Origin of the sequence: Streptomyces sp. NPDC001507 (assembly GCF_042894765.1) — a bacterium.
Lineage (GTDB): Bacteria > Actinomycetota > Actinomycetes > Streptomycetales > Streptomycetaceae > Streptomyces.
The window spans coordinates 110,471-128,949 of sequence record NZ_JBIAVV010000006.1 but is presented as its reverse complement, the minus strand read 5'-3'; the positions used below and the strand labels follow the sequence as shown (position 1 = coordinate 128,949).

At 70.9% G+C, this 18,479-nt stretch carries 18 protein-coding genes; 9 read left to right on the top strand and 9 right to left on the bottom strand.

From position 1 onward, the window contains the following. Both ACFY0K_RS20605 and ACFY0K_RS20600 read right to left on the bottom strand, forming a co-directional pair. A complete protein-coding gene (locus ACFY0K_RS20605) occupies positions 1-861 on the bottom strand; it encodes a helix-turn-helix domain-containing protein (RefSeq protein ID WP_390641048.1) in 861 nt (286 codons plus the stop codon). A gap of 86 nt (positions 862-947) precedes the next feature. Continuing rightward, positions 948-1,790, bottom strand: a complete 843-nt coding sequence (locus ACFY0K_RS20600) for a helix-turn-helix domain-containing protein (RefSeq protein WP_390641047.1) — start codon at positions 1,788-1,790, stop codon at positions 948-950. Positions 1,791-1,953: 163 nt separating this feature from the next. On the opposite strand from ACFY0K_RS20600, the gene ACFY0K_RS20595 reads away from it, so the two are divergent. Further along, on the top strand, positions 1,954-2,259 hold the full coding sequence (locus tag ACFY0K_RS20595; RefSeq protein WP_390641046.1) for a 4a-hydroxytetrahydrobiopterin dehydratase: 306 nt from the start codon (positions 1,954-1,956) through the stop codon (positions 2,257-2,259). Positions 2,260-2,264: 5 nt separating this feature from the next. Further along, positions 2,265-3,032, top strand: a complete 768-nt coding sequence (locus ACFY0K_RS20590) for a class I SAM-dependent methyltransferase (protein ID WP_390641045.1) — start codon at positions 2,265-2,267, stop codon at positions 3,030-3,032. Here the strand turns inward: ACFY0K_RS20590 and ACFY0K_RS20585 are convergent. Together ACFY0K_RS20585 and ACFY0K_RS20580 are read right to left on the bottom strand one after the other, a co-directional pair. Beyond that, positions 3,010-3,477, bottom strand: a complete 468-nt coding sequence (locus tag ACFY0K_RS20585; RefSeq protein ID WP_390641044.1) for a hypothetical protein — start codon at positions 3,475-3,477, stop codon at positions 3,010-3,012. The two genes, ACFY0K_RS20590 and ACFY0K_RS20585, sit on opposite strands and share 23 nt — an antisense overlap. Then, positions 3,474-3,953 (bottom strand): hypothetical protein, encoded by a 480-nt coding sequence (locus tag ACFY0K_RS20580; protein ID WP_390641043.1) that lies wholly within the window; start codon positions 3,951-3,953, stop codon positions 3,474-3,476. Before ACFY0K_RS20580 ends, ACFY0K_RS20585 begins: the two co-directional genes overlap by 4 nt. A 63-nt stretch (positions 3,954-4,016) precedes the next feature. On the opposite strand from ACFY0K_RS20580, the gene ACFY0K_RS20575 reads away from it, so the two are divergent. Next, positions 4,017-4,970, top strand: a complete 954-nt coding sequence (locus ACFY0K_RS20575) for a helix-turn-helix transcriptional regulator (protein ID WP_390641042.1) — start codon at positions 4,017-4,019, stop codon at positions 4,968-4,970. Positions 4,971-5,194: 224 nt separating this feature from the next. On the opposite strand, the gene ACFY0K_RS20570 is transcribed toward ACFY0K_RS20575, so the two are convergent. Next, entirely contained in the window at positions 5,195-8,131 is a 2,937-nt protein-coding gene (locus tag ACFY0K_RS20570; protein ID WP_390641041.1) for a glycoside hydrolase family 48 protein, read from the bottom strand. Positions 8,132-8,392: 261 nt separating this feature from the next. Here ACFY0K_RS20570 and ACFY0K_RS20565 point away from each other — a divergent pair, with 261 nt between their 5' ends. Next, entirely contained in the window at positions 8,393-9,880 is a 1,488-nt protein-coding gene (locus tag ACFY0K_RS20565; protein WP_390641040.1) for a cellulose binding domain-containing protein, read from the top strand. Positions 9,881-9,964: 84 nt separating this feature from the next. Beyond that, positions 9,965-11,686 carry a glycoside hydrolase family 6 protein gene (locus tag ACFY0K_RS20560; RefSeq protein WP_390641039.1) on the top strand — a complete coding sequence of 574 codons (1,722 nt, stop codon included), beginning with the start codon at positions 9,965-9,967 and terminating at the stop codon, positions 11,684-11,686. Here the strand turns inward: ACFY0K_RS20560 and ACFY0K_RS20555 are convergent. Beyond that, on the bottom strand, positions 11,668-12,564 hold the full coding sequence (locus ACFY0K_RS20555) for a phytanoyl-CoA dioxygenase family protein (protein WP_390641038.1): 897 nt from the start codon (positions 12,562-12,564) through the stop codon (positions 11,668-11,670). The genes ACFY0K_RS20560 and ACFY0K_RS20555 overlap by 19 nt on opposite strands. A gap of 87 nt (positions 12,565-12,651) precedes the next feature. On the opposite strand from ACFY0K_RS20555, the gene ACFY0K_RS20550 reads away from it, so the two are divergent. Next, positions 12,652-13,569, top strand: coding sequence for a class I SAM-dependent methyltransferase (locus ACFY0K_RS20550; RefSeq protein WP_390641037.1), 918 nt, complete (start codon positions 12,652-12,654; stop codon positions 13,567-13,569). 41 nt (positions 13,570-13,610) lie between these two features. Here ACFY0K_RS20550 and ACFY0K_RS20545 read toward each other — a convergent pair whose 3' ends face one another. Continuing rightward, entirely contained in the window at positions 13,611-14,594 is a 984-nt protein-coding gene (locus ACFY0K_RS20545; protein WP_390641374.1) for an LLM class flavin-dependent oxidoreductase, read from the bottom strand. A 78-nt stretch (positions 14,595-14,672) separates the two neighbouring features. On the opposite strand from ACFY0K_RS20545, the gene ACFY0K_RS20540 reads away from it, so the two are divergent. Continuing rightward, positions 14,673-15,455, top strand: a complete 783-nt coding sequence (locus tag ACFY0K_RS20540) for a helix-turn-helix domain-containing protein (RefSeq protein ID WP_390641036.1) — start codon at positions 14,673-14,675, stop codon at positions 15,453-15,455. 86 nt (positions 15,456-15,541) lie between these two features. Here ACFY0K_RS20540 and ACFY0K_RS20535 read toward each other — a convergent pair whose 3' ends face one another. Further along, positions 15,542-16,234: a glycoside hydrolase family 75 protein gene (locus ACFY0K_RS20535; protein ID WP_366365662.1), complete on the bottom strand. Its 693-nt coding sequence runs from the start codon at positions 16,232-16,234 to the stop codon at positions 15,542-15,544. Positions 16,235-16,461: 227 nt separating this feature from the next. On the opposite strand from ACFY0K_RS20535, the gene ACFY0K_RS20530 reads away from it, so the two are divergent. After that, complete coding sequence (locus ACFY0K_RS20530) at positions 16,462-17,073, top strand: hypothetical protein (RefSeq protein ID WP_351961627.1); 612 nt, start codon at positions 16,462-16,464, stop codon at positions 17,071-17,073. 85 nt (positions 17,074-17,158) lie between these two features. On the opposite strand, the gene ACFY0K_RS20525 is transcribed toward ACFY0K_RS20530, so the two are convergent. After that, positions 17,159-17,995, bottom strand: a complete 837-nt coding sequence (locus ACFY0K_RS20525; protein WP_390641035.1) for an aldo/keto reductase — start codon at positions 17,993-17,995, stop codon at positions 17,159-17,161. 333 nt (positions 17,996-18,328) lie between these two features. Between ACFY0K_RS20525 and ACFY0K_RS20520 the strand changes: the two genes are divergently transcribed. Beyond that, positions 18,329-18,469: a pyrroloquinoline quinone precursor peptide PqqA gene (locus ACFY0K_RS20520; RefSeq protein WP_390641034.1), complete on the top strand. Its 141-nt coding sequence runs from the start codon at positions 18,329-18,331 to the stop codon at positions 18,467-18,469. Positions 18,470-18,479: the final 10 nt, after the last annotated feature.

The following is an 18,479-nucleotide window of genomic DNA, read 5'->3' as shown; positions in this document are numbered from 1 at the left end:
TCAGAGCTTGTCGCGGTACTCCCGCAGCAGGTCCTCGGTCCGCTGTGCCGAGGCCGCGCGGGCCGTCATGTGGTCCAGCACCTCCAGGTGCGCCCCGACCTCGTCGCGGGAGTCCAGGTACAGGGCGCCGGTCAGGTACTCGGTGAAGACCATGTCGGGCAGCTCGGGCTCGGCGAACCGGAACAGCGTGAACGGCGCGTACGTCCCCGGGTGCGGACCGCTCGCGAACTCGGCGAGCTGCAGGGTTATCCGGTCCCGTTCGACGTAGGCCAGGAGCTTGTCGACCTGGTCGCGCATCACCTCGGCGTCGCCGGCCGGGCGCCGCAGCACCGTCTCGTCCATGATCACCCACAGGTGGGGCGGATCGTCCTGCTCCAGCAGCCGCTGCCGGGTCATGCGCAGCGCCACGTGCCGTTCCACGGCCGTGGGATCGCTGTGGCCGATCGTCCCGGACTCCATCACGGCCCGCGCGTACGCCTCGGTCTGCAACAGCCCGGGAAGGAAGTGCGGCTCGTAGGAGCGGACGACCCGGGCGGCGCCCTCCAGGCTCACGTACAGGCTGAACCAGTCCGGCAGCACGTCGTGGAACCGCTGCCACCAGCCGGGCTGGTTGGCCTCCTCGGCCAGCCGTATGAACGCGGCCTGCTCCTCCTCGGCCACCCCGTACGTCTCCAGCAGCACCTGGATGTACGGGATCTTCAGCGCGACCTCGGCCATCTCCATGCGCCGCACCGTGGCCTGGGCCACCCGCAGGACCCGCGCCGCCTCGTCGCGGCCCAGGCCGGCCGCCTCGCGCAGTTCCTGCAGCCGCTTGCCGAGCACGACCTGCCCCACGGTGGGCGCAGCACGCCGTTCACTCACGCCACGCCTCCCCAACGTGCCCAAGTACGGGGAGCAGTGTGTCACGCGATGCCGCCTCGCACACCTGGTCGAGGGAACTGCTTCCGTCAACTTACCAACGAGTGGAGGAACTTGGCGGTGGCCGGGTCCGCGGGCAGGAACGTCTCGATGGCCAGCTCCGCGACCGTCACGTCCATCGGCGTGTTGAACGTCGAGATCGACGACACGAACGACAGCACCCGCCCCGCGTGCTCGATCCGCATCGGCAGCGCGAAGTACGCGACGGGTTCGCCGGGTTCGGCTGGTTCGGCGCCCTCCACGCCGGCCGGCACCGGATAGGCGGCGACCTCCTCGTACAGCTCCCGCAGCGCGTCGGAGCGGTGCAGCGCGATCTGGCGCCCCATCTGCTCCAGCAGATGCCCGCGCCACTCACGCAGGTTGCGGATGCGCGGCGCCAGTCCCTCCGGGTGCAGAGTCAGCCGCATCGCGTTCGGGGCGGGCGCGAGCAGCGACTCCGGGACGCCCTCCAGGAGCATGGCGATGCCCCGGTTGGCGGCGACCACCGTGTACGTGGCGTCCACGACCAGCGCCGGATACGGCTCGTAGCCACGGATCAGCCGCTCCATGCCGTCGCGCAGCGCGTCCAGCGCCGGGTCGTCCAGCGGGGTCTCCGGATAGTGCGGGGCGTAACCGGCCGCCAGCAGCAGCGCGTTGCGCTCCCGCACCGGTACGTCCAGGTGCTCGGCGAGGCGCAGCACCATCTCCTCGCTCGGCCGCGACCGGCCCGTCTCGACGAAGCTGATGTGCCGGGCCGAGGAGTCGGCACGCAGTGCCAGCTCCAGCTGGCTCACCCGCCGCCGCTCCCGCCACGCGCGCAGCAGCGGGCCGACGCCCTGGCCGTCGGGGGCGTTGGAGCGGGAGGGGACGGGGCCGGAGGCGACAAGGGTCATGCCGACGACCGTAGCCGAGGACGGTGGCCGACGGTCGTGGCCGAGGAGCGTGGCCGACGACCGGACACGCGACCGCGCAGCGCAGCCCGGACGGCCTGTCCATGGCAGGCTGAACGCAGCTACGCCCACGTCACTCGCCGGTCCCCGGGAAGGAAGCCGCACCATGGCCGTCGCACCGCTGTCGCAGCAGGAGACCGAGGACCGGCTGGCCGAGCTGCCCGGCTGGTCACTGGACGGCGACCGGCTCGCCCGCGCCTACCGCCTCGACTCGCACTTCGCCGCCGTCGCCCTGGTCGTGCACATCGCCCGCATCCAGGACGAACTCGACCACCACTCCGACCTCACCCTCGGCTACAACACCGTCACCCTCACCGTGAACACCCACAGCGTGGGCGGCGCCGTGACCGCCAAGGACTTCGAACTCGCCCACAGGGTGGAGGACATCGCCCCAGGCCACGGCGCACACTGAGCCATGTGCTCGACTACGACAAGGAAGCCGGGGCCTACGACGCGACACGCGGCGGCGAGGCCCGCGCGGCGGCTGCCGCGGCGGCCGTTCTCACCCTGATCCCCGAGAACCTCGGCAGCCCCGCCCGTCCCGCCCGTCTCCTCGACCTCGCCTGCGGCACCGGCATCGTCACCCGCCGCCTCGCCGCCGCCCGCCCGGCGCTCCAGGTCACCGGCGCGGACCGCGCACCCGGTATGGCCCGGATGGCGGCCGCCCGGCTGCCGGGATCGGTCCTGCTCGCCGACAGCCGTCGACTGCCCTTCCCCGACGCCACGTTCGACGCCGTCACGACCGTCTGGCTGCTCCACCTCATAGCGGACGCCACCGAGGTCCGCGGGATCGTCGCCGAGTGCGCGCGGGTGCTGCGGCCCGGCGGGGTGTACGTCACCACCGTCGACAAGGCCGCCGCGCACGACGTCGGCAGCGACATCGACGCCGTCCTCGCCGCCCGCCCGCGTCGCCCGGCGTCCGACGCCTGCGCGGACGTGACCGCGCACGCCCGCGCGAGCGGCCTGCTGCCCGCCGGACAGGCCGCCTTCACCGGCGTCGGCCAGGGCCGCAGCCCCCGCTCCACCCTCGCCGACCTGCGGCGCGGCTGGTTCACGATGCTCCCGCCGGACGACCCCCGCGCCGAGGGCTTCGCCGAACGGCTGGCGGCCCTGCCCGACCAGGACCGCCGCCGCCCCGACCCCCGCTTCGACGTGAGGGCGTTCAGGAGACCGGCGGCCTGCTGAAGTCCATCGTCCAGTTGGTCACCCAGGTCTGACCGCCGTCCACCGAGAACGCCTGCTCCCAGCGCGCGCCGCCGGGGGAGACCCCCGACCACACGAACCGCACCCGGACCTGCCTGCCCGCGTGCGTGTCGTCGCCGTAGAACTCCCCCCGGCCGCCGTCGAACCGCCCGACGACCGGCGGGAACAGCTTCCCGCTCCGGCTCGCCGCCCAGTTCAGCGACCACTGCCGGGTCTCCGGCTCGAAGAGCCGCAGGGTCAGGCCCTTCGCGCCCAGATACGGCATGTCGATCTCGTCGACGTTCGCGGCACCGCCGAACAGCGGCAGGCAGCGGCTGACGGCGGGGAACTCCACCCATGCGCTGTCCGGGTCGAGGAAGTCGGTACGGCGGCGGTTGCGGACCTCCCACTCGCCGTGCAAGAAGTCGAAGTCGTTCGGCGTGCTCACGCGCGGCCTCCGGTGGTTCCCGCGGAAAGGGAGTCGGCCAGGTAGGCCGCCAGGTCGGGGACCTCGGGCGCGAGCAGGTGCCGAACCCAGGCGTCCCGTTCGTGCTGGATCGGCGGCAGCTCCCAGACGCAGCCGATCCACGGCACGGCCGGCTCGGTGAAATGGGTCGGGTCCGTGTCCGGGCAGCCGAGCGCCGGCTGGCCCGCCGCCGCGCACCGGAAGTGGAGCACGTTGTCCCACACCCAGCTGTACGCGTTGAGGTAGGCGCCGCTGTCCCCGCCCCGGTGCAGGACCACGAAGGTCGCCGGCGGGGTGCCGTCCGGCTCCGGCAGCAGCCCGGGCAGGAGCGCGTACGCCGCCTCCTCGACGTCGGGCGCGATGCCCGCGGGATCGGCGGTGACGTGGTAGCGCTTGATGTGCCGGCCGGCCACCGTGATCGGCGGCGGCACGGTCAGCAGTTTCTCCGTGAAGCTCATGGACGTGACGCTAGGACCGCTTCACTGACACCTCATGTCAGTGGAGTCGGGGATCCTGGGGCGGTGAAGTCCAGCCGGCTCGTCGCCATCCTCCTGCTGCTCCAGACCCGGGGCCGGATGACCGCCGCCCAGCTCGCCGCGGAGCTGGAGGTCTCCGTCCGCACGGTCTACCGGGACGTCGAGGCCCTGGGCGCGGCCGGCGTCCCGCTGTACGGCGACGCGGGCCATGCCGGCGGCTACCGCCTCCTCGACGGCTGGCGCACCCGCCTCACCGGCCTCACCACGGCCGAGGCCGAGGCCCTCTTCCTCGCCGGTGCCCCCGGCCCCGCCGCCGACCTCGGGCTCGGCCCGGTCCTGGCCGCCGCCCAGCTCAAGGTCCGCGCCGCCCTGCCGCCGGAGCTGCGCGACCACGCCGACCGGATCAGCGGCCGCTTCCACCTCGACGCCCCCGGCTGGTACGCGGACGCCGACGAGACGCCGTACCTCGCGGCGGTTGCCGAGGCGGTCTGGAACGGCCGTGCCCTGGACGTCCGCTACCGCCGCTGGCGCGAGCCGACCGAGGTGCGGCGTCGCCTGGAACCGTACGGACTGGTCCTCAAGGCGGGCCGCTGGTACGTGGTCGCGGCCCCCGGACCGCGCACCTACCGGGTCGACCAGATCCTCGAACTGAGCCTTTTGGACGAGGAGTTCAGCCGCCCGGAAGCCTTCGACCTGGCCGCCCACTGGACCGCGTACCAACGCGACTTCCAGATCCGGCTGTACCGCGACGGCGGCGAGGCCCTGGTCCGGCTCGCGCCGGGGGTGACGCTCCCCAGGGCGGAGACGGTCGAGACGACCGCCGCCTGGACCCTGGCCCGCGTCCCGATCGAGTCGGTCGACCACGCGACCGCCCAGTTCCTCCGCCTGGGCACGGACATCGAGGTCCTGGAGCCGCCCGAACTGCGCGCACGCATGGCTCGCACGATCGCGGAACTGGCCGAGAGATACGGCGACCGCGAGGCCGACGACGCCGGCTGACAGAGGAGCCCGCTGCCGGGCCGTCCCCACCGCGGGTGGGGACGGCCCGGCGGATCGGCCCCGCCGCCAGGTGGCGGGACCACGCACACGGAACCTTCGGACGGCTTACGGGAGAAGCGGTGCACCCAGCGCCCCGTCGGGGGCGCTGGGGGAGGAACTGCGCGACCAGCCACATCGGACCCGCAGTCGAGACACCGACCACCCCGCGAAGCGCCCGGCGGGGGCTATTCGAGAAGCTCCGCGTACGACCCCATGGCCAGTGCGATGTCCGCCTGGGCCCAGAACCGGTGGTACGTGAAGACAGGCGCGGCTCCGCCCGCCAGGTAGCTCTCGATCTTCGACCACGCAGGGTCGTCCTGGTAGAAGGACCGCAGCGAGGCGAACGTCGACGACGAGTTGATCGCGTCCCCGTCCGGCATCTTCCCGGACCAGCCGCTCGGCACGTACACCGTGTCGTCGAACCGGTTGTAGTCGGCCCGCGTCTCCGGTACCGCGATCCCCAGGCTGTCCTGGTAGTTGTTCCACATGCCGTCAAGGAGCGCCTTGGCCGTGGACTTCGCCGTCGTGTCACCGGACCTGGCGGCGTAGTACGTCAGCGTCTTCGCGTACGCGGCGGCGACACCCACGTCGTCGGTGTAGTCGGAGACCGTGACGTGAAGTCCGCTGTTCGAGCCGGGACTCGACGCGTTCCAGGTGTCGGGCTGCCCCGACCACTGGAGCGTCGACGGGATCAGGTACGTGCCGTCAGGGTTGATCGTGGTCCTGGACAGCGCCCACGCCACCCACTTGTCGAGGATCGTCTTCGCCGTGGCGTTGCCGGTCTGCTGGTAGTACTCGGCGACCCGCTCCATCGACCAGGCCTGGAAACCGAACCACTGGTTGGACGGCGGGTCGTGGTAGACCGGCTCCCAGTCGTAGTACATGCCGTAGAACGTCGAGGTACCGGACGGCGGGCTCGCGTACCGCCCCTGCCAGCTGTTGGTCGCGCCGCCCGCGATGGCACCCTCGGACGACTGCAGCCAGCGGTAGAACTCCAGCTGCCGGGTCAGGGAGGTGCCCCAGTCCGACGCCCCCGTGGCCGACTTGGGCTTCAGGTCGGCGTACGAGCTCAGCGCGTAGGCGGCCAGCGGGTTCTGGTAGCCGCCGTGCACATGGCTCGACCCGATCCGCCATGCCCATCCGGCGCTGCTGTCGGTCGCCCCGCCCCAGGCGTAGTACCAGGAGAGCAGGTAGTCCGACGCGTCCTTGCCGGTGCCGGCCGCGCAGGTGGTCGGCCCCACACAGTTGCCGATCTTCTTGAAGTACTTGTCGTACATCGCGTAGCGCAGATAGTCGCCCATCTTCGCCGCCTTGCCCACGGTGGCGGAGACGTCGGCGCCCTTGCCCTGTTCCTTCGCCCACACGTCGGCCCAGTACGCGGCCTGCACCGCACGCGCGTCGGCGTCCGGGGCGTCCGTGTACTTCCACTGCCTGGCGTACGACGAGTCACCCGTGAACAGGTCCAGGTACCCGTTCGTGCCGCCGTACTTGAAGGCGTCACAGGTCGGCTGCGGAACCGTCTCCCACACCGACTCCTGCGGACCGCGCTGGAAGGTGTTGATGTAGGACGGTCCTTCGGCCGTCGGGCCCGCCTCGCATCCGCCGCCCGGCGTGTCACCGTAGCCGTAGACGTTGTCGACGTCCTCCAGCCAGTGCATGCCGTACACGTCGTCCGTGCCGTACGCGCTCTTCAACTCACCGGCGATCGGGTCCGAGCCCACCGGCACCGACGTGTCCAGCTTCGCCGGGTACTCGTTCGGGGTGTCCAGCTCCGGTGCGTACGTCGCCGGTTTGGACGCGTTGTAGAAGGAACTGGTCGGCTGGTCGGCGTGGGTCGGGATCATGTACTTCTCCATGAGGGCCCACGCGCCGTTGAACTTGGACCAGTCCCCGGTGACCTTGCCGTACATGGCCTGCAGCCAGAGAAGGTAGCTGTACGCCTCCGACGTGGTCTCGTGTCCCTGGTCCGGGGCCTCGACGATCAGCGTCTCGACCGAGTGGTAGGGGATGCCCGCGGGGGAGAAGTAGCCGTTCGCCGGGTTGGTGATCCTCCCGTACAGGTCCAGGAAGCGGGCGTCGTACGCGCTCGACGCCGTCAGCTCGGTCACGGTGACCGTGGCGGCGGTGTAACCGGTCGCCGACGCCGTGAAGGTCGCGGTGCCGGTGCCCGCGGAGTCCGCCGCCACGGTCACGTTCTGCGCGGTGCTCCAGTTCGACGGCGTGAACGTCAGCGACGATCCGGCGCTCACGGAGAGGCCGGTGTTGCCGGCCGTGCGGGCCACGGACACGGTCACGTCGGCGCTCGGCTGCTTCGAGAGGCTCACCCCGAACCGGCCCGTCGCGCCCTGCTGGATGCCCAGCTGGGCCGGGGAGGCCACCACCGCGGGGCCCGAGGCGACCGTGATGCCGACCGGCGTCGAGGACGCGGACGCGCCCAGGCTGTCGTACGCCTTCGCCACCAGCGAATGACTGCCCACGGTCAAGCTGGAGACCGAGAGCGAGTACGGCGACGAGGTGTCGGTGCCCAGCAGCGTGGTGTCGTCGTAGAACTCCACCTTGCCGATCGTCGCGCCGTCGGCCGCCGCCGCGGTCGCCGCCAGCGGGACCGGGTCGCCCTGCGTGTAGACCGCGCCCGCGCTCGGGCTGGTCAGCACGGTGATCGGCGGCTGGTGTGCACCGGCGCAGGTCGTGCCGTTGACGGCGAAGCCCGTCGGGGCCGCGTTGCTTCCGGTGTACGAGAACTGGGCGCCGGTCGACACCGCGGCGCCGGCCGCGATCGTGCCGTTGTACGACGCGTTCCGCACGGTGACCGAGGTGCCGGACTGGGCCCAGGTGCCGTTCCAGCCGCTGACCAGTTTCTGGTTGCCGGTGTACGCGTAGGTCAGCGTCCAGCCGTTGATCACGTCGGTGCCGCGGTTGGTGAGGGTGAGGTCGGCGGTGAAGCCGGTGCCCCAGTCGTTGGTCTTGTAGTCCACGCTGCACTGGACCGTCGCCGCCTGGGCGGGAGTCGTGCCGGTCGCGAGCATCGACACGGGCAGGGCCAGGGCCGCGACGACGGCCGTCCACAACCGTCGCACGGCGCTGCGCCTCCGTCCGGGGTGTAAGGCATATCCGGGTCGCATGTGCTGGTTCCTCCTTGTGCTTGCGGCTCGGGGAGAAGTCAAGGCTTGAACCAGTGGGAGCGCTCCCATAGTGGAGACGTGGCATGGCGCGGTCAAGGCCGTCGAAGAGTCGAAAAGATTCGACGGACCCCGCTGCGGAAAAGTCAGGCAACTCCCCTGGTCTGTCCCCGCACTTGGCGCTACCTTCCTTCGCACCAGTGGGAGCGATTCCGTTCAGTCGACGCGTCCGTCACGACGCGCCCGAGCTGCAAGGAGTCGCTCATGCGACACCCCCCGCGTTCAGTTCTCTTAGCCGTCACCGGTGCGACCGCCCTCGTCGGCGCCGCACTGGTGCCGGTGGTGTCGGCGTCCGGCGCCACACCCGTATGCACGGTCGAGTACGCGGTCACCAGTCAGTGGGACACCGGCTTCCAGGGCTCCGTGACCATCACCAACAACATGGCTGCCCTGAGCAGTTGGAGCCTCGGCTTCGACTTCGCGGGCGGCCAGAAGGTCACCCAGGGCTGGAACGCCAAGTGGTCCCAGTCCGGTACGACGGTCACCGCCGCCAACGAGAGCTGGAACGGCTCCCTCGCCGCCGGCGCGAGCGTCAGCGCCGGGTTCCTCGGGACCTGGTCGGGGAGCAACACCGCACCGACGGCGTTCAGGCTCAACGGCACGACGTGCAACGTGGATTCACCACCCACCCCCACCCCCACCCCCACACCCACGCCCACCGAGCCGCCCGCCGGCGGGACGGCTCCGGCACTGCACGTCTCCGGGGCCGAACTCGTGGACGCGAGCGGCACGGCCCGCCGCCTGCTCGGCGTGAACCGCTCCGGCGGCGAGTTCATGTGCGTGCAGGGCTACGGCATCTGGGACGGCCCGGTGGACGACGCTGCGATCAGGGCGATCGCCGACTGGAAGACCGATGCCGTCCGCATCCCGCTCAACGAGGAGTGCTGGCTGGGCCTTTCCAACGTCAAACCCGAGTACGCGGGTGCCAACTACATCAACGCCGTCAAGGAGCTGGTGACCCGCGTCGAGTCCTACGGCCTCACGCCCATCCTCGACCTCCACTGGTCCTACGGCCAGTACACCGGAAACTCGGCCGGCTGCCCCGACGTGCACGCCACCTGCCAGAAGCCGATGCCGGACGCGCAGTACAGCCCGTCCTTCTGGTCCTCGGTGGCCGGCACCTTCAAGGACGACCAGGCGGCCGTCTTCGACCTGTTCAACGAGCCCTACCCGGACCGGGCGACCTCGACGGCCACCCAGGCCTGGCAGTGCTGGCGGGACGGCGGCACCTGCCCGGGCATCGGCTACCGGGTCGCCGGGATGCAGGACCTGGTGGACAGCGTCCGGGGCGCCGGAGCCAGGAACGTCATCATGATCGGCGGGCTCGCGTACTCGAACGACCTCAGCCAGTGGCGGGCGTACGAGCCCACCGACCCGGCCGGCAACCTCGTCGCCGCCTACCACGGCTACAACTTCAACGCCTGCGCCGGTGAGAGCTGCTGGAACTCCACGCTCGCCCCGGTCGCGGCCCAGGTGCCGCTGGTCGCCGGGGAGATCGGCGAGAACACCTGCTCACACGCGTTCGTCGACCAGGTCATGAAGTGGTTCGACGACCACGGCCTGTCCTACCTGGGCTGGACCTGGAACACCTGGGACTGCTCGGCCGGCCCGTCCCTGATCTCCGACTACAGCGGTACGCCCACGGCGTACGGCACCGGACTGCGCGACCACCTCAGGGCCATCAACCCGTAAGCACGCCCACCGAAGAAGCACGCCCACCGAAGAAGCACGTGCACCCAAGACGCGCGTGCGCCCAAGAAGAAGGAACCCGCACTCATGAGTCGTACCAGAACGGCGGTCTTCGCCGCCCTCGCGCTCGTCGCCGGGGTCTCGGGTCCGGCGGTCGCCGTGAGCCCCGCCGCCCAGGCGGCGATCTCCGCGATCCCCTGCACCGTCGACTACAAGATCCAGAACGACTGGGGCTCCGGCTTCACCGCCGCCGTCACCGTCACCAACAACGCGGCCGCGAAGTCCAGTTGGTCGGTGAAGTGGTCGTACGCCGGGAACCAGCAGGTGAGCAGTTACTGGAACAGCAGGATCACCCAGAGCGGCGCGGCCGTCACCGCCAACAACGAGACCTACAACGGCACCCTGGCGACCGGCGGTTCGGTCAGCTTCGGCTTCAACGGGACGTACAGCGGGACGAACGCGATCCCCACCGCCTTCACCCTCGACGGCGTCACCTGCAACGTCGACGACGGCAGCGGCAGCGGCGGCGGTGGCGGCAACGGAGGCGGCTCCGGTACCCGCGTCGACAACCCGTACTCCGGAGCCAAGGTGTACGTGAACCCGGAGTGGTCCGCGAAGGCCGCCGCCGAACCGGGCGGCACCCGGGTCTCCAACCAGCCGACCGGCGTCTGGCTCGACCGCATCGCCGCGATCGACGGTGTGAACGGCGGCATGGGCCTGCGCGACCACCTCGACGCGGCCCTGGCCCAGAAGGGCAGCGGCGAGGAAGTCGTCCAGCTGGTCGTCTACGACCTGCCCGGACGCGACTGCTCGGCCCTCGCCTCCAACGGCGAACTCGGTCCGACGGAGATCGACAAGTACAAGACCCAGTTCATCGACCCGATCGCGGCGATCCTCTCCGACAGCAAGTACGCCTCGCTGCGGATCGTCACCACCATCGAGATCGACTCGCTGCCCAACCTGGTCACCAACACCGGCAGCCGCGCCACCGCCACCGCCAACTGCGACACCATGCTGGCCAACGGCAACTACGTGAAGGGCGTCGGTTACGCCCTGGCCAAACTCGGCGCCATCCCCAACGTCTACAACTACCTGGACGCCGGCCACCACGGCTGGCTCGGCTGGGACGACAACTTCGCCCCCTCCGCCCAGGTCCTCCACCAGGCCGCCACCGCCGAGGGCGCGACCGTCGACGACGTCCAGGGCTTCATCACCAACACGGCCAACTACAGCGCCCTGAAGGAGAACAACTTCACCGTCAACGACACGGTGAACGGCACCTCCGTGCGCCAGTCCAAGTGGGTCGACTGGAACCGCTACGTCGACGAGCTGTCCTTCGCCCAGGCCTTCCGCACCGAACTGGTCTCGGTCGGCTTCAACTCCGGCATCGGCATGCTGATCGACACCTCGCGCAACGGCTGGGGCGGCAGCGCACGGCCGGCCGGTCCTGGTCCGACGACCAGCGTGGACACGTACGTCGACGGCGGCCGCTACGACCGCCGGATCCACGTCGGCAACTGGTGCAACCAGTCCGGAGCCGGCCTCGGCGAGCGCCCGCAGGCCGGCCCGGCCGCCGGGATCGACGCCTACGTCTGGATGAAGCCTCCGGGCGAGTCCGACGGCTCCAGCACCGCCATCCCGAACGACGAGGGCAAGGGCTTCGACCGGATGTGCGACCCGACGTACACGGGCAACGCGCGCAACGGCAACAACATGTCCGGCGCCCTGCCGAACGCGCCGCTGTCCGGGCACTGGTTCTCCGCCCAGTTCCAGCAGCTGATGGCCAACGCCTATCCGCCGTTGCCGTGATGATCCGCTGAGCCGGGTTCCACGCTGCGGGCCGTGTGTGGCTGGCCGCGCAGTACCCCGCGCCCCTCGGGGGCGCGGGACAGGCCCCGACGAATGGCGGACTCCACCGCCGAGTAGGCCCCGTCCGGCCGCTCCAGCTCGTAGGGAGCGGCCGGCATCAACGGCGGCTGGGCCATGAAGCGGGGGCGGGTGCCGTGGTGCGGCTGGGCCGCGTGGACCAGGAAGGGGTGGCAGAGGTAGACGTCACCGGGGCGGCCGGTGGCGTACGCGAGGGGGCGGTGCGCGGAGGCCTCGACGACCTCCGGGGCGATGTCCAGCATGGAGACGCCCTCCTCGCCGTACGGCTCCAGGACCGCCGGGACGTCGAGGTGCGAGCCGACGCGGATCCGGGTGGGCGCGTCCTGCTCGGTCACCTCCGAGAAGAGGAACAGCATCAGCAGCGCGCGGTCGCGGGAGCGCAGGTTCGTGTGGTACCAGCGGGTCTCGACACCGTCCGGGAGGTAGCTGCCCTCTATGTGCCAACCGGCGTCGTCGGGCTCCTCCGGGTGCGGGAACCGGAGCGGAAAGCTCCCCAGCGAGTAGCGGGGGACCCAGCGGCCCTCGCCCACCAGCAGATCGAACGCCCGGTGCAGTGCGACGGAGTTGGCGGCCGCCGCGAACGGACCCTGCGCCATGCCGCCCACCCACACCACGGGGTCCTTCCAGGTGTCCGGGGCGTGCGGGTCGTACCCCGTCTCGCGCCACAGCAGCCGGGCGCAGTCCTCGGCGACGCGCGGCGGGAACGCGCCCTCGATCTTCACGAAACCGTCGGTCAGGAAGCGGTCCACCAACTCGTCGTCCACCCGGCCATCCTGGACCGTCCGCCTTGCCGTCCGCATCGGGTTTTTTGCCGCACCGGCAACAGGACTGGCCTCCGGGCGGTGCGCCGTCGCACCCTGGCGGCACCCGGACGAGAGGCTGACCCCATGGCGCACGACCACCACCACGCGGACACCCACAAGCACACCCACGACCACAGCCACACCCACGCCCACTCCGGCAGCGACATCGACTGGGCCGAGATGGCCGGTCACCTGGAGTCGCAGGCGGAGCTCTTCGCGCCCCTGTACGAGAGCGCGCTGAGCTGGCTCGGCAAGGAGGTCACCGAGCCGGGGCTGATCGTCGACGTCGGCAGCGGGCCGGGGGTGGTGTCGTGCCTGTTCGCCGAGGTGTTCCCGGGTGCGCGGGTGCTGGCCGTGGACGGCAGTGAGCCGCTCCTGGACCGGGCCCTGGCCCGCGCCGAGCGGCTGGGCGTGGCCGACCGCTTCGGCGTGCTCGCCGGTGAACTCCCGGGTGTGCTGGACGAGTTGGACTACCCGGCCGACCTGCTGTGGGCCGGGCACAGCCTGCACCACCTCGGCGACCAGCGGGCCGCGCTCACCGCCTTCGCCGAGCGGCTGGCGCCCGGCGGCACCCTGGCGATCCTCGAAGGAGGCCTGCCCAGCCGCTTCCTGCCCCGCGACATCGGCATCGGCCGCCCCGGGCTCCAGGCCCGCCTGGACGCGCTGCAGGAGGAGTGGTTCGCGCGGATGCGCGCCGAACTGCCCGGCTCGGTCGCCGAGACCGAGGACTGGCCGACGCTGCTCTCCTCCGTCGGCCTCAAGTACGCGCGCACCCGCAGCTTCCTGATCGACCTGCCGGCGCCCGCCTCCGACCGGGCCCGTGCCTACGCCGTCGAGATCTTCGCCCGCTTCCGCGACACCCTCACCGACGACCTCCACGCCGAGGACCTGGCCACCCTGGACCGCCTCCTCGACCCCGCCGACCCGGCGAGCCTGCTCCGCAGGTCCGACCTGTTCGTCCTCGGCGCCCGCACGGTGCACACGGCGGTACGGCCCGCCTGAGACTCGCCCCGCCGTCGACATCCCGGGCGGCTCGGCCGGGCTCAGGAGCCGCCGGAGCGGGAGGTGTGATCCGCCGCCGCCCGTACGGCCGGGATCAGGTCCGCGGCCCGTTCGAGCTGGTCGCGCTGGGAGGGCAGGCCCAGGGAACCGAGGCGTACGACGAGGTGCCGGACGCCGGCTGCGACGTACTGTCCGAGGCGCTCGCACACCTGGTCGGCGGAGCCTGCGACGACTGCCTGGATCTTCTCCAGTTCCTCCAGCGGCATGCCGTACGCGGACCGTGCGTAGCCGTCCAGTGCTCGGCGGCCGCTCTCGACGTCGTCGTCGATCCGTACCGAGACGAACAGCGCGGGGGTGATGTCCGTGCCGGCGCGTCCGGCATCGGCCGCCGCTCGGTGGATGTCGCGGAGGCCGGAGGCGTAGTCGGCCGGTTCGGGCGGGTAGGGCAGCCATCCGTCGTACATCAGGCCGGTACGGGCCAGCGCCGCAGGGGTCGCGCCGCCGAGCCAGACGGGCGGCCCGCCGGGTCGGAACGGCCTGGTCGTGGGCGGGATGTCAGCGAACCGGAGGATCTCGCCGTGAAAGGCTCCGGCACCGTCCCAAAGGGCCCGCCACAGGGCGACGGTCTCGTCCAGGCGGGCGAAGCGCCTGGACCACGGCAGCTCGGACAGCGTGTAGAGGGGCCGTCCGAAGCGGCCGGGGAAGCCGGCGCCGACGGTCACGGTGAGCCGGCCTCCGGAAAGCAGGTCGATCGACGCGAGGGACTGGGCCGCCTGGACGGGACGGCGCAGGAACGGCATCAGTGCCGCCGTCCCCAGCGTCACGTTCTCGGTCGCGGGAGCGAGCGCGGCCAGCATCGTGAGCGCCTCGATGCGCGGGCTGATGAGGGAGTCGTTGACGAAGAGCGAGGAGAAGCCGAGGCGTTCGGCCCGGCGGCCGAAAGAGATCAGGTCACGGGGGTCGTCGGACGGGCCCCACTGGGCGGTTCCGGTCGGAAGCAGCACACCGATGTCCATGCCGGCGATGTTCACGGGCGATGTGGACGGGCGGCAATTCCCTGCGGGGAATGGCCTGGGGCTCTCCGCCACCGTTAGAACAGGCGCGTGGACTTCTCCCGTGCGCTTCGCGAACGTCGTACCCGCCGGCATCTCAGCCAACTCGACCTGGCGCTCCGGGCGGGCACCACCCAGCGGCACCTCAGCTTCATCGAGTCCGGCAGGTCCGTCCCCGGCCGGAACATGGTCGTGCGCCTGGCCGAGTCACTGGAACTGCCACTGCGGGAGCGCAACGAACTGCTGCTGGCCGCCGGATACGCACCCGCCTACCCCGAGAGCGCGTTGGACGACCCGGCGCTGGCTCCCGTGCGCACGGCGATCGGCCACATCCTGCGCGGGCATCTGCCGTATCCGGCGCTGGTGGTGGACCGCGGTGGTGACCTGATCGCCGCGAACACCGCATTCGACCTGATCACCGAGGGGGCGGCGCCCCGACTGGTGGGCGAGGGCACGAACATCTACCGCCTCGCCCTGCACCCGGACGGCCTGGCTCCGCGCATCGTCAACCTCGCCGAATGGGCACGCCACATCCTGGCCCGCCTCGGTCACCTCGAGGAGCTGCGCTCCGAACTCACCGGATACGTTCCCGACCTGGAGCGGTCCGCCGGGGCTCTGGGTTTCGCGGTGCCGCTGCGCCTGCGGTCGTCGTACGGCGAACTGCGCCTGATGACGACCGTGACGACCTTCGCCACGGCCGTCGACGTGACACTCGCCGAACTGAAGCTGGAGGCATTCCTGCCGGCCGACCCGGCGACCGCCGAGGCACTCCTGGCGGCCGCCGGGCGCACAGCACCCTCTGCTGTCGCGGGTCAGGCCCCCGGGAAGGGGTAGTCCGCCCCGGCGCCCGGACGGCCCGGTACCGCGTGGTACCGGGCCGTCCGCCCGCCCCGGGCCGGTGGCAGGGTGAGAGTGCCCGGTCAGTTGTTGGCCAGGAACTGCTTGGCCAGCTGGTCGCCGAGGGTCACCGCCGCGCTGTGGCTCTCTATGGGGGACACCTTGGAGTTCTTGAACAGGATGTAGGTCACGCCGGAGTCGGCGCCGCCGGTCGCCGGGTCGGGGTCGATGCCGAGCGCCTTGGCGGTGGCGTAGGAGGCCTCGCCGATGATCTTCGTGGGGCCGGTGTCACCGACCACCGCGTATTCGACCTTGTTGTTGTAGATCACGGCGACCACACCGCCGCCCTTGATGCCGGCGCTGGAGTAGTTCCAGATGCTGCTGGAGCTGGGGACCACGATGTACGGCAGCGACTCGGCCTTCAGCGGCTTGCCGTCGGACTGGTGGAACGCCGTGTCGTCCTGGTACCAGGGGTCGCGGTCCTCGTTGCAGTTGGTGGTGCGCTGCCCGTCGCAGTCGATGTCCATGTCGGCCTTCCAGAAGACCGCGCCGTTCTTGCCGCAGACGGGAATCGTCGCCGACGTCTCGTCGTCGGTCTTGTACTTGCCGCTGGAGATCTGGGAACAGGACGTCACCTTGGCGAGCAGGTCGGCCGCGCTGACCGAGCCCTCCTGGGCGGACTTCGGGACGGCGCCGGACGCGCTCGCGGGCAGCACTCCGGCGGCGAGCAGTGCGGCCCCGGAGGCCGCGGCAAGGGTCAGTGTTCGGATGCGCACTGTGGGGGGTCCCCTTCTGTTAGGAAAGTTTCCTGACCGGGTGTCGTACAAGGTGGACCCGGCTGCATGTCCGCGTCAAGCCCTGGATGTCAACTCGGTGATTTCTCGCGCATTGCGGTGATATGGCCACCAGGGAAGACTGGTGGGGCAGGACATTCCGGATATTTGCTCAGGAGCCGTGCGGGGGTTCGGCGGTGGCTCCGGTGGCTCCTGGAAGGCGAGGGGTCATGTTCGTACGCGCGGTGTACGTCACCGGCGATCCGGCGAAACTCGAGGCTGCCGTCAGGGCGCTGAACAGCGAGGGGCGCGAACTGCTCGAAGAGCGTCCCGAGTACCGGGGCGCGGGCGTCTTCATCGACCGGGAGCTGGGCAAACTGCTCGCGGTGAGCTGGTGGGGCACCGAGGCGGCCCGGCGCAACAGCGACCAGGTGATGCGCGAGCGGCGCAGGCCGATGCTGGAACCGTTCGCGGGCACCGTCGCCGTCGAGAACTACGAGGTCGCCGTCCACCACGCCGTGCGGCCGCCGAGAACCGGCGGTGGTCTGCGTTCCACCCGGGTGGAGTTCGACCCCGCCGACACGGACCTGTTCGCCGAGACCTTCCGCTCCTCGGCGCTGCCCCGGCTGGAGGGACTGCCCGGCTTCGCCCAGTGCTCCCTGTTCGTCGACCGGCAGCGGGGCCGGGGCATGGCCGGCTCGCTCTTCGTCGACCGCGCCTCGATGGCCGCCTCGCGCGCCGGACAGGCCGAGGCCCGGCGCGCGGACGCCGCCAAGGCACGCGTGACCGTGGTCGGTCTGGAGGAGTTCGAGGTCCTGCACGCGGACGTCCGCGCCGACTGACCTGCCCCGCACGGGAGTCCGGGAACGCGAACGGCCGTCCCGCCCCGTGCGGGGCGGGACGGCCGTCGGCGGGACGGGCTCCGGCTCAGCCCACGTCGAAGGTGGCCGGGTCCGGGCCGATGCGCCGGTCCTCGTTGAGCGCGCTGATCGCCGCGAGGTCCTCGGTGTCCAGGCTGAAGTCGAACACCTGGATGTTCTCCTTGATCCGGGACGGTGTCACGGACTTCGGGATCACGATGTTGCCGAGCTGGATGTGCCAGCGCAGCACGACCTGGGCCGGGGTGCGGTTGTGCTTCTGCGCGATCGCGACGATCGCCGGGACCTCCAGCAGGCCCTTGCCCGAGCCGAGCGGCGACCAGGCCTCGGTGGCGATGCCCTGCTCGTCGTGGTACTCGCGGGCCGCGTGCTGCTGCAGGTGCGGGTGCAGCTCGATCTGGTTGACCGCCGGGATGACGGAGGTCTCCGCGATCAGCCGCTCCAGGTGCTCCGGAAGGAAGTTGGAGACACCGATCGCCTTGACGCGGCCGTCCGCGTACAGCTTCTCGAACGCCTTGTACGAGTCGATGTACTTGCCCCGGGCCGGCAGCGGCCAGTGGATCAGGTACAGGTCCAGGTAGTCCAGACCCAGCTTCGCCAGCGACGCGTCGAAGGCGCGCAGCGTGGCGTCGTACCCGTGGTCGGCGTTCCAGAGCTTGGTGGTGACGAAGATGTCCGCACGCGGTACGCCGGACGCGGCGATCGCCTTGCCGGTGCCCTCTTCGTTGCCGTAGATCGCCGCTGTGTCGATGCTGCGGTACCCGGCCTCCAGTGCCGTGGCGACGGCCCGCTCGGCCTCGTCGTCCGGCACCTGCCACACGCCGAAGCCCAGCTGGGGCATCTCCACGCCGTTGTTGAGGATTTTCGGGGGGACCTTGCTGCTCACGAGCTCTCGATCCTTAGGTTGTCGACAGGTGGTACTCCCATCGTCAACGATCACCGGCCCGGACGCATTCCTGACCGCGGAATCCGCCGGAACTGACCGGTGGGCCGGCCGGTGCGGGCGGAGATTGGCCGGAAATGCATCCGACCTTATGGGTCCGGACCATTGACCGGGGCCCGTCTCTGCCGGGACTCTGGTGCGCATCGTCGGACGTATCGCTGAACCCGGTCCAGAGATGTGAACATCCCTGTGGGTTTCCCGATCGGACCCTGTGAACGAGAAACCTCTCTCTGCGCTCTGAGACCCCCCGACCTCAGGAAAGCAGGTACCCACCCCATGAACGAGACGCCCTCCGAGGACCGTCAACAGACACCCGCCGCCCCGCAGACATCGGATGAAAAGGTCTGGCGGAGCCCTGGTTACCACATCGTGGAGACCGCCCTGGAAGTGACCGGCTACGCCCTCGGCGACCGCTGATCGGCCGCGG